Below are 14,623 nucleotides of genomic sequence, written 5' to 3'. Positions count from 1 at the left end.
AGACTGGAGGCCGCTGGGAGTCAGACGGCTCTGCGCGACTCCTGCTGGGCTCGGTTCCTGACTTCTGCGGGCAGAATATGAACGATCTCGGACACCATTGTGGCCACGTCGAGTCCTGCATACTCAAGGATCTCGTCGCGGGTGCCCTGCGGCAGGAACTCATCGGGGGCTCCAAGCTCAAGGACTCCGATACGTGAGTCCGCGGCCCGCAGGTCGCTGCGGATCTGCGAACCGATTCCACCGATCTTGACGCCGTCTTCGATCACCGCGACGAGACTGTGTTCAACGGCCATGTCGATGACGCTACCCGGCACAGGCAGTACCCAGCGCGGGTCGACGATCGTTAACGCGATGCCCTGGTCAGCCAACTCTTCAGCGACTTCCTGGGCGCGTCCGGCGAATGGACCGACGGAGACGATGAGCACGTCCTTGGCGGAGCCCGCAGGCACCTCTCGCAGAACGTCGACACCATCATCGAGGCGACGCAGTGCTGGAATGTCCGCTCCCACGCTTCCACGTGGGAACCGGATCACGGTAGGTGCGTCCTCGATAGCGACGGCTTCGGCCAGTTCCTCCGTCAGGCGCGCGGCATCACGAGGAGCTGCCAGTTTGAGACCGGGAACGATGCGCAGCATCGCCATGTCCCAGATTCCGTGGTGGCTGGCACCATCGGGTCCGGTGATTCCGGCACGGTCGAGGACGAAGGTGACCCCCTGGCCGTGCAGGGCCACGTCCATGAGCAGCTGGTCGAAGGCGCGGTTGAGGAACGTCGCATAGATGCACACGATGGGATGCAGTCCGCCGTAGGAGAGCCCCGCTGCGGATGCCACTGCGTGCTGTTCTGCGATGCCGACGTCGAAGACCCGCTCCGGGTAGGCCTCGGCGAACTTCGCGAGGCCTACGGGCAGAAGCATTGCCGCGGTGACGGCGACGATGTCATCGCGCGTCTGTGCGATCTCAAGCACCTCTTGGCCGAATACGGACGTCCACGAGGTCTGCTTCGACGGTGTCGACTTGCCTGTCAGCGGGTCGATGACGCCGACGGAGTGGAACTGATCGGCGTCATCGTTGAGAGCCGGGTCGTAGCCCTGGCCCTTCTGGGTGATCATATGCACGATGACGGGTCCGCCGTCGTATTGTTTGGCTCTCTGCAGCGCCTTCTCCACCATCGGCAGGTCGTGCCCGTCGACTGGTCCGAGGTATTTGATCCCGAGTTCGTCGAACATTCCGGCCTGCTCCGCGCTGACCATGTCCTTGAGGCCTCGTTTGACACCGTGGATGGCGCTGTAGGCGGCCCGTCCTGGTGCGCCCGACTGTCGGAGGGTCGATTTGCCCCAGGTCAGCAGCTTCTCGTATCCGGTGGTGGTGCGCAGTTCGTCGAGGTGCTCGGCGAATCCGCCGACCGTCGGCGCGTAGGAGCGACCATTGTCATTGACGACGATGATGAGCTTGCGCGGCGGAGTCGATTTGTCTGCCGCGATCGTGTTCAGTGCTTCCCAGGCCATCCCGCCGGTCAGTGCTCCATCGCCGATGACGGCGACAACGTGACGATCGCTTTCGCCCTTGATCTGGTGAGCCTTGGCTATTCCGTCTGCCCACGACAAAGAGGCCGAAGCGTGGGAGTTCTCAATCACGTCATGTTCACTCTCGGCCCGACTGGGATACCCCGAGAGACCGTCGCGTTGGCGCAGACTCGAGAAGTCCTCCATGCGTCCGGTGAGGAGTTTGTGTACGTAGGTCTGGTGACCGACGTCGAAGAGGATCGTGTCGTGAGGAGACTCGAAGACGCGGTGCAGACCGACAGTGAGTTCGACCACGCCGAGGTTGGGGCCGAGGTGCCCACCTGTGCCCGCAACCGTAGTGACCAGGTAGTCCCTGATCTCCTTCGTCAGCACTTCGCATTCGGCTGCGTCGAGATCACGCAGCTGTGATGGCGAGTTCATCGACTCGAGGAATGTCATTCGGCCTCGCTCCTGAATGCAAAGTAGATGGTCTGAAACTGCACTTTCTGCTCGAATCATCTTAACGCCTCACGACGCAGAGTTCGTCCACCCCCAGGTTCGGCTAGGGCCGATTGTGTCTGGTTCCACTTTCATCGACCCACCCATGGCGCCTGGGTACGGCGAAGGCCGGTGGGTTGAACCCACCGGCCTTCGTCCCTCAGCGCTGGAGCTGATCGGAGCCGTCGTCACTGAGACGACGGGCCCGGATCACGCTGTTGCGAGCTGACGCAGCACGTACTGCAAGATGCCGCCGTTGCGGTAGTAATCGGCTTCACCCGGAGTGTCGATGCGGACCACTGCATCGAAGTCGACGGTGGTGCCGTCTTCCTTCGCCGCAGAGACCTTGACGGTCTTCGGGACCTGTCCTTCGTTGAGCTCGGTGATACCGGAGACCGCGAAGGTTTCGGTGCCGTCGAGTCCCAGCGAATCAGCCGATTCGCCGACGGGGAACTGCAGAGGCAGGACGCCCATGCCGATGAGGTTCGAACGGTGGATGCGCTCGAAGCTCTCGGTGATGACGGCTTCGACGCCGAGCAGCTTGGTGCCCTTGGCCGCCCAGTCACGCGAGGATCCCGATCCGTATTCCTTGCCGCCGAGGATGACCAGAGGAGTCTCGTCCTTGGCGTAGTTCACTGATGCGTCGTAGATCGAAGTCTGCGGACCGCCCTCTTGAGTGAAGTCGCGGGTGAAGCCACCCTGGACTCCGTCGAGGAGCTGGTTCTGCAGGCGGATGTTCGCGAACGTACCGCGGATCATCACCTCGTGGTTGCCGCGACGCGAACCGAAGGAGTTGAAGTCCTTGCGCTCGACGCCATGCTCGATGAGGTACCTACCGGCCGGGGTGTCGGCCTTGAAGGAGCCTGCAGGTGAGATGTGGTCAGTCGTGACCGAATCGCCGAGCTTCGCCAGCACGCGTGCACCCTTGATGTCTTCGACAGGTTCGGCCTCGAGACCCATGCCGTCGAAGAAGGTGGGCTTGCGCACGTAGGTCGACTCATCGTCCCACTCGAAGATCGCACCTTCCGGTGTCTGCAGTGCCTTCCAACGATCGTCGCCTTCGAAGATCCGACCGTATTCGGTGTCGAACATATCGGTCGAAATCGAGGAGGCAATGACCGACTCGACCTCTTCCGGCGATGGCCACAGATCCTTGAGGTAGACGTCCACGCCATCCGAGTCCTGGCCCAGGGGCTGGTTCTCGAAATCGAAGTCCATGGTTCCCGCCAGAGCATAGGCGATGACCAGCGGAGGCGAGGCGAGGTAGTTCATCTTCACATCGGGGCTGATGCGGCCCTCGAAGTTACGGTTACCGGAGAGGACCGCGCTGACTGCCAGGTCGTTGTCCTGAATGCTTTCCGAGATGTCGGAATCGAGTGGTCCGGAGTTGCCGATGCAGGTGGTGCAGCCGTAGCCGACGACGAAGAAGTTGAGCGCTTCGAGGTCCTCGATCAGGTTCGCCTTCTCGTAGTACTCGGTGACCACCTTGGACCCTGGAGCGATCGATGTCTTGACCCAGGGCTTGGAGTTGAGTCCACGCTTGCGGGCGTTGCGAGCAAGCAGGCCCGCGGCCATCATCACCGAAGGATTCGACGTATTTGTGCACGAAGTGATCGAAGCGATCGCCACAGCACCGTTGGCCAGTTCGAAGTTGGCTCCGTCGCCTGTGGTGACCGGAGCCGATTTGTTCTCTTCGCCGGGCTTCGCGTAGTTGTGGATGTCCTTGGCGAACTGGTTCTTGGCATCGGTGAGTTCGATGCGGTCCTGCGGACGCTTCGGCCCTGAGATCGAAGGCACGACTGTGGACAGATCGAGCTCGATGTATTCCGAGTACTCGACCTCGTTGTCGGGGTCGTGCCACAGGCCCTGAGTCTTGGCATAGTCCTCAACCAGCTGAATCTGCTCGGCCGAACGGCCGGTGAGCTTGAGGTAGTCGATGGTGACCTCGTCGATCGGGAAGATCGCAGCGGTCGAACCGAATTCGGGACTCATGTTGCCGATCGTGGCGCGGTTGGCCAACGGCACCGAAGCGACACCCTGGCCGTAGAACTCGACGAACTTTCCGACCGCACCGTGCTGACGGAGCATATCGGTGATCGTGAGCACGACGTCCGTTGCGGTCACACCGGAAGGGATTTCGCCGGTCAGCTTGAAGCCGACAACGCGAGGGATGAGCATCGAGACGGGCTGGCCGAGCATGGCTGCCTCGGCTTCGATGCCGCCGACGCCCCAGCCGAGCACACCGAGGCCGTTGACCATGGTGGTGTGGGAGTCGGTGCCGACCAGGGTGTCCGGGTAGGCGCGGAGGACACCGTCGACCTCACGCGGCATGACGACGCGTGCGAGGTGTTCGATGTTGACCTGGTGGACGATGCCCATGCCCGGAGGAACGACCTTGAAGTCGTCAAAGGCCGTCTGGCCCCAGCGCAGGAACTGGTAGCGCTCACCATTGCGCTTGTACTCCATGTCCATGTTGAGTTCGATCGCGTCGGTGGTGCCGAAGTGATCGATCTGAACCGAGTGGTCGATGACCAGCTCGGCCGGGGCCAGCGGGTTGACCTGGTCCGGTGAGCCACCGAGTTCGACGACCTTCTCGCGCATTGTCGCGAGGTCGACGATGCAGGGCACGCCGGTGAAGTCCTGCATGACCACACGGGCGGGAGTGAACTGAATTTCCGTAGCCGGTTCGGCACTGGGATCCCAGTTGCCGAGGGCTTCGATATGCTCCGAAGTGATATTCGCACCGTCTTCAGTGCGCAGCAGATTCTCCATCAGCACCTTGAGGCTGAATGGAAGCTTCTGGGACCCTGGGACCTGATCCAGGCGATAGATCTCATAATCCGTTTCGCCTACGGTCAGGGTGCTCTTCGATTTGAACGTATCGACGTTGCTCATCGTGATTCTCCTGTTTCATCCGACACTCATCCAAGAAACCGGGCCAGCCCGTGAGCCGCGCACCGATTTACGCGACACAAATGTTTCCAAAAGTATCTTGACGTCAAGATAAATTCTATCTTATTTGCTCGTCCTTGACCACCTTCGGACAGTGGTCTGTCGGCGAACTGAGAATCGGGTTTCCCCCAGACGCCGGTCCGGACAACTCCAGCGCGGATCGGCGTGTCGAGACCCTAATGTGGAGTCACATCAGCAGCTGCGAACAAGGAGCATTCATGGACCCGTTCACCCTCGGAGCCGGATTCGGATTCGGTGCACTCCTCGTCGGCATCATCTTCGCCGTCCTCTGTCGAACGTTGGCCGATGAGAAGGGCCGCTCCTCAGGATGGTGGGGACTATGGGGCTTCCTCACCACCTTCATCGCTCTCATCGTCCTCGTCCTCCTCCCCCAGAGAGTGCGAGTCTGACACCGCCTACCGCCGAGGTGGACGCGAGTTCAGCTCTGTCCCTCGCCGAGGCGGGCCGAAGTCCCGATCCGGTCATCGCCTGAGGACGGTGACCGTTTCCAGGTGGGCAGTCAGTGGGAACAGGTCGAAGCCGCGCAGGCTTTCGATGGCGAATCCCCCGTCGACCAGGACCGCCAAGTCCCGAGCCAGGGTGGCCGCGTCGCAGGAGACATAGACGATCGTCTTCGCATTCGATTCGAGCAGCGCTCGGGTGACTGCCTTGCCAGCGCCGGAACGCGGAGGATCGAGGATGATGACATCAGAGTTCGGAATCGTCACACGATCTGCCCGGGACGCGTCGAATTCTGCCTTGAGGCCCTTTGCGTTCACCTTCGCGTTCTCGATCGCTGACTTCGCACCCTCGACCCCGTAGAGTCGGGCACCGGTGGCGCTGCCAGCGCTGATTCCCAACAGCCCCACACCACAGTAGAGATCCGTGATCATCTGCGTCTTGTCACTCAGCGCATTGTTGACCTGCGCGCTCAGCAGCTGCGGAGCCTGTTTGTGGACCTGCCAGAACCCATCGGCCGCGACCCGGTAGTCACGCCCGGAGACCGTTTCGATCAGGTGGTCTTCTCCCCTGAGCACGGACAGCTTGGTGTGGCCACCCTTGGTGCCGATTCTCTTGCGCCCGGTTCCGTTTCGCGTATCTGCAAGCACCGACCACTGCGCAGGCAGAGCCTGGTCGAGGTCGGTGAGCGCCTCGGGATCACAGGCACCGCGCACGATGGCCGCGCCCCGATCATCTGACCAGGCGAACTCGAGTCGATCGGCACCCGGCAGCCGCAGTGAGGATAAGGCAACCTCGGCGATGGCAGGTGTCGCCAGCGGAGCCGAGGCCAGAGGCACGACATCGTGTGAACGCGGTGCCAGCATGCCCAGGCGGCCGTTGCCATCGACGGCCAGCTGGACCCGGGTCCGCCAGTTCAGTCCGGTGGTCTCCCCCGGTGCGGCCGCGACGTCGACGCTGCGCTCGATATGGCCGATGCGGGAGAGCTGATCGCGCAAGACTTCGGCCTTGAGCTCACGACTGTGGGCGAGATCGACATGGGCGAACTCCATCCCACCGAAGAGATGCGAGCCTCGGACATCCTCGGTGAGGAACTGCCGGCGTCGGTCTCCAACACGGAACTCCGAGGCCTCGAGGACCTCGGTGACGTCGGCGCGCAGGAACTTCGCAGCCGGTCCCGCTTCGGTGCGAGCACGCACGGTCTCGCCCGGAATCGCCCCGGTGACAAAGACGACCTGCCCCTCGTAGCGAGCAATGCTGCTGCCGCCGGCGGCAGGGCTCTCAACGTGCAGGGTCAGATCCATGGCCGGGATCTCTTCGGCAGAAGGTGCGCTCATCTGTGCTCAAGCCTGTCTGTACAGTGGATTGTCGTTGTCGGGTCCGTCGCCGCCGTACTGCCGGGAGAAGGACCGCAATCGCCAGGGCACGGAGACCACGACGACGTTGGGGACCAGCAGCAGACGAGTGCGCAGCTTCAAGGCTACTTGGTTGTGCAGGAGGTGTTCCCACCAACGTCCCACGATGTACTGGGGAATATAGACGATGACGAGGTCACGCGGGGATCTGCGGCGGATCGCGAGCACATGTGCCAACAGCGGCCGGACGAGCTCCCGATAGGGCGAGTCGAGGACCGTCAGCGGCACAGGCAACGCCATCTCGTTCCACTTCCGCTGCAGTGCGGAGGCAGATTCCTCATCCACGGCCACGGTGATGGCCTCGAGCTGGCTGGAGCGTGTCACCCGGGCATAGGACAGGGCCCGCAGTGTCGGCTTGTTGATCTCGTTGACGACGACGATTGCGTGGGTGTTCGACGGGATGGTGTGGGAGCCGCCGCCCGCCTCGGGTGCCAGTTCCCGGGCGACGCGAGAGTAATGACGATGAATCGCACCCATGACCAGGAACAGCCCGGCCATCGCCACGACCGCGAGCCAGGCACCGGCGAGGAACTTGGAGACGATGACAACGAGCAGGACACCCGAAGCGATGATGCAGCCGGCTCCGTTGACGAGTCGGTTGAGGTGCATGCGCGCCCGCGCCTTCGAGTCGATGACCAGCCGCAGGCGCTTGTTCCAGTGCAGGACCATGCCTGCTTGGCCGAGGACGAAGCTGGCGAAGACACCGACAAGGTAGAGCTGAATCAGCGTCGTCGCAGAGGCTCGTGTTGCGATGACGAGCAGGATCGCAGCGAAGGCCAAGAGCAGGATGCCGTTCGAAAACGTCAGCCGGTCGCCCTTCGTCGCCAGCTGCCTGGGCAGGAAGCCGTCGCGCGCCAACCGAGAGGCGAGGCCGGGGAATCCTTCGACCGCGGTGTTCGCGGCCACGAGGAGCACAAGAGCCGCGACGAGCACCACGAGATAGAACATCGCCGGTGCATTGTCGAAGATGGCATGGGCCAGCTGCGCCAGCACCGGCTCCTGTTCGTATTCGGCACTGACCGCACTGCCATCGGGTCGCATCAGGTAGAGGTGCGGATCGTCGACGTATTTGACCCCGGTCACCGAGGCCAGATATGTCAGACCTGTGAGCATCAGGGCCGCCAGCAGGCCCGAGAGCAGCAGGGTGTTGCCGGCGTTCTTACCGCGCGGCTTCTTGAACGCGGGCACCGCCGTGGCCACCGTCTGCACACCGGCCAATGCCACTGAGCCCGAGGAGAACGCGCGCAGGACGATGAGGACCGTCGCCAGACCGAGCGTGGCTTCGTCGTTGATTCCACTGTGGACAATGGTGTAGTCGGCCGTCTCAGCTTGCGGGAGGTCTCCGGCGCCGACCCGCAACAGGCCCACGCACATGGTGAGGAAGACAGCACCCAAGAACAGATAGGCGGGGACCGCAAGCAGCACCGGCGTGGCACGTGAACCGCGCAGTCCGGCCAGGGTGATGAGCAGGATCCCGATAATCGCCACGGGGACGCGGTATGGAGCCAGAAGCGGAAAGGCCGTCGTAATGTACGCCGCGAAGACCGTCATGGACACGGCCAGGGTCAGCACATAGTCAACCAACAGCGCCGCGGCGACGACCAGACCGGCACGGGGCCCGAGGTTCTTCGAAGCGACCTCGTAGTCACCGCCTCCGGACGGGTAGGCCTTGACGTTGATGCGGTAGCAGGCGACGATCACCAGGATCACCGCGCCGACGGCCACGCCGATCCAGGGCGCCACGGTGAGAGCGACGAGAGATGTCAGAGACAGTGCCAGCAGGATCTCGTCGGGAGCATAGGCCACGGACGAGAGCATGTCGGAGGCGAAGACAGGCATTGCGATGCGCTTCTTCAGCGCAGGCGTACGCTTGTCCTCACTGCGGAAGGGCCGTCCAACGAGTAGTCTTTTGACGGCATCAGAAAAACTGCTGGCCACGGGCACCAATGGTAGATCAATATGGAGAGGATTACCCATGCACTTCGTGATTATGGGCTGCGGCCGAGTCGGAGCGTCCTTGGCCAAGGCGCTCGATGCCAATGGGCACTCGGTGGCAGTCGTCGACCGCAACCCCGATGCGTTCCTCAAGCTCGGCAGGGAATTCAGCGGCTCCACAATCACGGGCATCGGGTTCGACCGCGAGACTCTCTCCCAGGCGAAGACTTCGGATGCCTACGCCTTCGCCGCCGTGTCCAGCGGCGACAATTCCAATATCCTCGCCGCGCGTGTCGCCAGGGAGACCTTCGGTGTGGTCAACGTCGCGGCCAGAATCTACGACCCCAACCGTGCCCAAGTGTTCGAACGACTGGGCATTCCGACCGTTCCCACAGTGAGGTGGACGGCCGACCAAGTGATGCGCAAACTCGTTCCGCAGGGATCCATCACTGAATTCCGCGAACCCTCAGGCAGACTCGTGCTCGCCGAAGTCCATCTTGATCCCGGCTGGGTGGCCAGGCCGATCAAGGAGATCGAGACCAGGACCAAGGCGCGGGTCGCCTACGTCACCCGGCTGTCCGAGGGCATCCTCGCTCACGAGGATCTGCTCCTCCAAGACGGGGACCTGGTCCATCTGATGTGTCCGGTGGACCGCCTCGGCGAGATCGAGAAGATACTGGACCAGCCGGTGCGAGCAATGGAGGAGAAATGAGAGTCGTCATCGCGGGGGCCGGGTCCGTCGGTCGTTCAGTGGCTCGGGAGCTCATCGACAAGAAGCACGCGGTCCTGCTCATCGATCAGAGCAAGGAAGCGTTGGACCATGAGCGCATTCCAGGAGCGGAATGGCTGCTCTCGGATGCCTGCGAGCTGGCGGGATTGGGTGAGGCCAAGCTCGAGGAGGCCGATGTTGTCGTCGCCGCGACCGGGGACGACAAGACCAACCTCGTTCTGTCTCTGCTGGCGAAGACGGAATTCGGTGTTCCGCGCACCGTTTCACGAGTCAACAACCCGAAGAACGAGTGGCTCTTCGACGAGAACTGGGGCGTCGACGTGGCAGTGTCGACTCCACGTCTGATGACTGCATTGGTCGAGGAGGCCGTCGAGGTGGGCGGCCTTGTGCATCTGATGAGCTTCGAACGCGGTCAGGCGGGTCTGATGGAGTTCACCGTCCATGAATCATCCGCGCTCGTCGCCTCACGAATCGGCGACATCGCATTCCCGCTCGACACGGTGCTCGTCGCGGTCATTCGCAACTCGCGGGCATTCGCGCCCAGCGCCGATGACGTGATCGAGGCCGGAGACGAACTGTTCTTCCTCTCCTCACCGGATCAGGAGGGCGCCCTGCTCGATCTGCTGCAGTCTCCCACCCAATGAGTTCACGCTAGGCTCCATGACCTCGAACTCTGGCCATGAGGCTCTGCTCATGCGTGGTCAGTTCTGCTCACTCTTGGTCGTCCCGGGTGTGGATCAGCTCGTAGACCGGATTGTGGGCCTTCAGCGCCCCGTCGTGAGCGCAGAAGCGCCCTTCGAGGACGATCAGTGCTCCCGGTCTGATTCCGCTGATCTCACGGCGGCCCAGGAACTGCGCGTGGACCTCTCCGGTCCCATCGGCAACGGTGATGTGCAGACGAGGGCTGTCGCCGCTGCATGACTGCGTCACAGCACTGACGACACCGGCGATCCTCGACATCTGCCGTGGGGCGAGGTCCTGCACGCTGACGACGCCGGGGATCTGGGACACCAGTCTCAGATCGGCCCGCGCCTCAGCGTCCCTCGACCCGAAGTCACGCACGAGGCGTGTGATGAGATCCAGCATGGAACTCAGCGGACCTCGGTGATTTCCGGACCGCGTTCGAACGGGTTGAGCTCGTCCTTGTCCTCATCCTCAGTCTCGGAATCTGCGTCGACTTGAGGGGCAGTGAGCACGATGAGTTCGCGCGGAGCCATCGCACCCTGTCCTCTGTCGACGATGATGCCGCGAAAGAGTGCGCTGAGTTCGGACCGGATCTCTTCGTCGGTGACGGCCTTGCCGGAAAACACTGCACGGACGAACCAGCGTGGCCCATCGACTCCTGCGAAGCGCATGGCACGCTTCCCTGGTCGGCCGTCCTCGGTCTTGGCTGGAACTTCGACAGCCAGTTCTCTGCCCAGCGAGGTATGCAGCTCCGCGGCTTCGCCGCCCTGCGATGTGACTCCGGTCGCCAACTGATTGCGAACAGTGTTCCACAGTCCTTCTGACCGTGGTGTCGCGAAGGCCTGCAGCTGGATTCCGCCGCCTTCATGGATGAGTGTCACCGCCAGCACCCGCTGCGAGTCGTCGTCCGTGTCCAGGCGCACCTGCATGCCGTCGACGACGGGCACCTTGAGAGCGCCCAGGTCGAGTCTGTTGAGCTCGGGGAATTCTTCGGCAGCGTCGAACGGGCCCTTCTCAGACCGGTCGTAGGGAGCGGACTTCTCGAGCACGGCCTCCTCGTCGAGCTCGTCGACGTCTTGGTCGTCAGTCGAGTCCGCCAAGTCTTCGTCGTCGGCCGAGTCCGCAGGTTCGCTCGAGTCGGCCTCGTCCGCGTCAGCTTCGGTCGAGTCTTCGGCGTCGGTGTCATTTGTCACAGCGTCATCGACGCCGTGCTCCTTATCGACCGTGTCGTCGATCTTCTCATCGGAAGATTTCTTGGAGAATCGGGAGAACAGTCCCATGGTCGTTCACACCTCTTTCTCGGTCAGGCCTGCTTGTACTCCACCCGTGGAGCCGAAGCCCCCTGCACCGCGATCGCTGTCGTCCAGCGATTCGACCAGGGTGAAGTCTGCTTGTTTGATTTTTTGGATGACGAGCTGGGCGATGCGGTCTCCACGCGAGACGCGCAGAGGGGTGTGCGCATCGAGGTTGATGAGCGGCACCTTGATCTCACCTCGATAACCGGCGTCGATCGTGCCCGGAGCATTGATGACGGTGACTCCGTGTCTGCTCGAGAGTCCCGATCGAGGATGGACGAATCCGGCGCAGCCGACCGGCAGGGCGATCGCGATGCCGGTGGGCACGACCTTCCGTTCGAACGGCTCGAGGACGAAGTCGATCGCCGAGCACAGGTCGGCACCCGCATCGGTCGCGTGTGCGTACGAGGGAGGAGTCATGCCTGCGTCAAGCAGTTTGAGATCAATCTTCAGGGTTTCTACCACAAAGAAGCACTCTAGTGCCGAAGCCTGAGCGCTTCCAAAAAGTCCGCTATGGGAGAATGGCCCTATGGCAACGACTCAACCCGAAACACGCGTGGTCTACACGGAAAAACTCGGCCCATCCATCGGCATGTGGATCCTCATTGTGATCGCCGCGGCTTCTACCGCTCTCATGGTCTTCCCGGTGTGGACGGCAGGCGCCGTCATCCTTCCGGTGGTCAGCTTCGTTCTCCTGGCCTGGTGGCTGCGTTCGCTCGGGATCTCAATCATCGTGACCGAACGACAGCTCTTCGTCGGTGATGCACATATCGATCGCCGGTACGTCACCGATGCCACCGGCTACGACGCCGAAGATGCACGGGCCGCCCGCGGGCCGGGTCTAGACGCTCGGGCCTTCCTCATGCTGCGCCCCTGGGCCAAGTGCGCGGTGCGGATCGACATCCACGATGAGTCTGACCCAACCCCCTACTGGCTGGTTTCGAGCAAGCGGCCAATGGAGCTCGCCGAGGCACTCGGGACCTGAGGCTGCCGCCCTGAGCAATTGCCTCCATGAAGCTGAGCCCGGAACCGAACCAGCCGAGACACAGAAACGCGCCCCGACAAGGGCGCGTTCTTGTATCGTTCGACAGCAGCTTCAGCCAGCACAGTCCGTGCAGATGGGGACTCCACCCTCTTCACTGGCCAACTGCGAGCGATGGCGAACCAGGAAGCATTCCATGCAGGTGAACTCGTCATTCTGCTTGGGCAGCACTCGAACGGAGAGCTCTTCGTTCGACAAGTCCGCACCGGGCAGTTCGAACCCTTCCGCAACCGCGGTCTCATCTTCGTCAATCTTGCTAGCCTGCGCCTGCGAGCGTGAAGCCTTCAGCTGTTCAATCGAATCGCTTTTGATTTCATCGTCTTGCTTACGAGGTGCGTCGTAATCCGTTGCCATATGGCTCATCGCTCTCTGTCGGGTGTGCTGAAGAGGATTTTCAACCCCTCTCGCCAAACGTGTCCCCAGCATTGTGCACTGTATGGTTGCGGTTGGCAAGATCAGATCGTCCATGTTCGCAGTGATTCTCGTCACTCATGTGTCGCTGCGTGACGGTTCGCACATACGACTCTCGAAAAGCTCTGCGAGAATACATGAGTCGAATAGCGCCGATAGCATTTTGTCGGTGAATGAAACGGGCATCGCCCCCTGCGTGGGACACGACCCGAGGAAGGACGGATACACGATGAGTGAATTCGCAAATCAACTCGATAACAGGATCGACGATGTCCGTCATCGCATTCATGAAGCCCGGTCCGATGGGGACGACTACCTCGTCGAGACCCTGATCGACGAACTGCAGAATCTCTTGGAACTTGCCGATCGCAACGATGTCGACACCGGTCCGATCGTTGCAGTCATCACAGCAGAGACCGGAGCGATTCCGGTCATTCCCGCCCCGGAAGAGTCCTGACTCCTCAGGAAGATCGATACCGAGAATCCCTCCCCTGCGCAACCGGCAGAGGAGGGATTCCTGCTTCCTGAGGAGTGTTGGGGGACGCCTCGTTCAGGCTGGCCAATTGGGTTCGGTAGTCCGCTCGATGCGTCCGCGACAGCACTCGATGCTGCACGCACCGCTGCCGGGAACCAGCGCAGTGGAGCCGGGAATAGTCGGAGCAGTCGTCTCATCGCCGCGAAGCTGTGCGATTCTCTCTTCGACCAGGTCAACGAGTCCCGATACGAACAGTGGGTGCGTCCCGACAGTTGCAACGCGGGTGAAGGCGAAGCCGAGTTCGGCAGCCGTCTCCTTCGCCTCGGTATCGAGGTCGAAAGCGACCTCCATGTGATCGGAGATGAATCCGATCGGAACGAGGATCACACCGCTGACCCCATCTGCAGCAAGTTCTGTCATCCGATCGTTGACATCCGGTTCGAGCCATGGAACCTCTGGCGACCCCGAACGGGAGCAGTAGACCAGCTCTGCCGGAAGCGCCTCGGACGCAGGCAACCCATTCAACAGGTGGGTCATGAGCTCTTCGTGCTGTGCGCGATAGCCGTTGGTCTCCACAGCGGAAGCGTCCTGCATGACGTTGGGGATCGAATGTGTGACGAAGAGGATCCGATGCTTCTCCGCATCAAGGGCACCGACCTGCTTCGTGAAATCGGCGAGCCCCTCTCTCAGGAGGAGAGCACACGCCTCGGCATAGCCGGGGTGGTTGTAGAACTGCCGGATCTTGTCGATCGTGACGGTCATGCCCTCGGCTGACAGTGCGCCAATCGTCTTGGCGAAGTCCTCACGATATTGGCGGCAGGATGAATAGGACGAGTACGCCGAGGTGTCGATGGACAGGAAACGAGTCCGCCCGGACTGCGCCTCGGCACGCAATTCGTCGGTCAGATACGGTTCCCAGTTGCGATTGCCCCAGATGATCGGAGTCTCGATCTCACGACGGTCGAGCTCTTCGCGCAAGGCCTGCAGGAGGGCTTTGTTCTGATCGTTGATGGGCGACTTCCCGCCGAATCCGTAGTAATGTTCACCGACTTCTTCGAGTCGCTCCTCCGGTATTCCGCGGCCAGCGGTGACGTTCTTGAGGAAAGGGACAACTTCTTCTGGAGCCTCCGGTCCCCCGAATGACATGAGGACGAGAGCGTCAATGGGTGCAGTTTTATTCACAGTTCCTGATTTTACAGCTTGCAGAGAGTCTGCGCCCGTTGTC

The 14,623-nt window shown here is 61.9% G+C and carries 14 protein-coding genes; 5 read left to right on the top strand and 9 right to left on the bottom strand.

Translation table 11 applies throughout. From position 1 onward, the window contains the following. Nucleotides 1–20 precede the first annotated feature (20 nt). Both dxs and acnA read right to left on the bottom strand, forming a co-directional pair. Nucleotides 21–1,961: a 1-deoxy-D-xylulose-5-phosphate synthase gene (dxs, locus tag BANT918_RS00525; RefSeq protein ID WP_101618496.1), complete on the bottom strand. Its 1,941-nt coding sequence runs from the start codon at nucleotides 1,959–1,961 to the stop codon at nucleotides 21–23. 249 nt (nucleotides 1,962–2,210) lie between these two features. Continuing rightward, nucleotides 2,211–4,895, bottom strand: a complete 2,685-nt coding sequence (gene acnA, locus BANT918_RS00520) for an aconitate hydratase AcnA (RefSeq protein WP_101618495.1) — start codon at nucleotides 4,893–4,895, stop codon at nucleotides 2,211–2,213. 275 nt (nucleotides 4,896–5,170) lie between these two features. Between acnA and BANT918_RS00515 the strand changes: the two genes are divergently transcribed. After that, a complete protein-coding gene (locus tag BANT918_RS00515) occupies nucleotides 5,171–5,362 on the top strand; it encodes a hypothetical protein (RefSeq protein WP_101618494.1) in 192 nt (63 codons plus the stop codon). Nucleotides 5,363–5,434: 72 nt separating this feature from the next. Here BANT918_RS00515 and BANT918_RS00510 read toward each other — a convergent pair whose 3' ends face one another. Further along, complete coding sequence (locus BANT918_RS00510) at nucleotides 5,435–6,748, bottom strand: class I SAM-dependent RNA methyltransferase (protein ID WP_233429194.1); 1,314 nt, start codon at nucleotides 6,746–6,748, stop codon at nucleotides 5,435–5,437. 6 nt (nucleotides 6,749–6,754) lie between these two features. Next, nucleotides 6,755–8,665: an APC family permease gene (locus tag BANT918_RS00505; protein WP_101618493.1), complete on the bottom strand. Its 1,911-nt coding sequence runs from the start codon at nucleotides 8,663–8,665 to the stop codon at nucleotides 6,755–6,757. 136 nt (nucleotides 8,666–8,801) lie between these two features. On the opposite strand from BANT918_RS00505, the gene BANT918_RS00500 reads away from it, so the two are divergent. Both BANT918_RS00500 and BANT918_RS00495 read left to right on the top strand, forming a co-directional pair. Then, nucleotides 8,802–9,473, top strand: a complete 672-nt coding sequence (locus tag BANT918_RS00500; protein ID WP_101618492.1) for a potassium channel family protein — start codon at nucleotides 8,802–8,804, stop codon at nucleotides 9,471–9,473. Then, a complete protein-coding gene (locus tag BANT918_RS00495) occupies nucleotides 9,470–10,135 on the top strand; it encodes a potassium channel family protein (RefSeq protein ID WP_101618491.1) in 666 nt (221 codons plus the stop codon). The genes BANT918_RS00500 and BANT918_RS00495 overlap by 4 nt, the downstream gene beginning before the upstream one ends. 67 nt (nucleotides 10,136–10,202) lie before the next feature. Here BANT918_RS00495 and BANT918_RS00490 read toward each other — a convergent pair whose 3' ends face one another. The 3 genes from BANT918_RS00490 to dut are packed head-to-tail and all read right to left on the bottom strand — an operon-like array spanning nucleotide 10,203 to nucleotide 11,935. Then, nucleotides 10,203–10,577, bottom strand: a complete 375-nt coding sequence (locus BANT918_RS00490; RefSeq protein WP_101618490.1) for an OB-fold nucleic acid binding domain-containing protein — start codon at nucleotides 10,575–10,577, stop codon at nucleotides 10,203–10,205. A gap of 5 nt (nucleotides 10,578–10,582) precedes the next feature. Continuing rightward, entirely contained in the window at nucleotides 10,583–11,455 is an 873-nt protein-coding gene (locus BANT918_RS00485; protein WP_101618489.1) for a DUF3710 domain-containing protein, read from the bottom strand. A gap of 6 nt (nucleotides 11,456–11,461) precedes the next feature. Further along, nucleotides 11,462–11,935, bottom strand: a complete 474-nt coding sequence (gene dut, locus BANT918_RS00480; RefSeq protein WP_180957251.1) for a dUTP diphosphatase — start codon at nucleotides 11,933–11,935, stop codon at nucleotides 11,462–11,464. A gap of 64 nt (nucleotides 11,936–11,999) precedes the next feature. Between dut and BANT918_RS00475 the strand changes: the two genes are divergently transcribed. Beyond that, the gene (locus BANT918_RS00475; RefSeq protein ID WP_101618488.1) at nucleotides 12,000–12,455 is read left to right on the top strand and encodes a DUF3093 domain-containing protein; all 456 of its coding nucleotides are present in this window, start codon (nucleotides 12,000–12,002) and stop codon (nucleotides 12,453–12,455) included. Nucleotides 12,456–12,566: 111 nt separating this feature from the next. Here the strand turns inward: BANT918_RS00475 and BANT918_RS00470 are convergent, their stop codons facing one another. Then, nucleotides 12,567–12,866 (bottom strand): DUF4193 domain-containing protein, encoded by a 300-nt coding sequence (locus tag BANT918_RS00470; RefSeq protein ID WP_092107696.1) that lies wholly within the window; start codon nucleotides 12,864–12,866, stop codon nucleotides 12,567–12,569. Between the two features lie 286 nt (nucleotides 12,867–13,152). Here BANT918_RS00470 and BANT918_RS00465 point away from each other — a divergent pair, with 286 nt between their 5' ends. Beyond that, nucleotides 13,153–13,380: a hypothetical protein gene (locus tag BANT918_RS00465; RefSeq protein ID WP_101618814.1), complete on the top strand. Its 228-nt coding sequence runs from the start codon at nucleotides 13,153–13,155 to the stop codon at nucleotides 13,378–13,380. Nucleotides 13,381–13,473: 93 nt separating this feature from the next. Here the strand turns inward: BANT918_RS00465 and BANT918_RS00460 are convergent, their stop codons facing one another. Continuing rightward, on the bottom strand, nucleotides 13,474–14,580 hold the full coding sequence (locus tag BANT918_RS00460) for a ferrochelatase (protein WP_101618487.1): 1,107 nt from the start codon (nucleotides 14,578–14,580) through the stop codon (nucleotides 13,474–13,476). Nucleotides 14,581–14,623: the final 43 nt, after the last annotated feature.

It is taken from the genome of Brevibacterium antiquum CNRZ 918, from assembly GCF_900169145.1.
Lineage (GTDB): Bacteria > Actinomycetota > Actinomycetes > Actinomycetales > Brevibacteriaceae > Brevibacterium > Brevibacterium koreense.
Note: the sequence above shows the minus strand (reverse complement) of the source record. Positions and strands in the feature narration are given on the sequence as shown.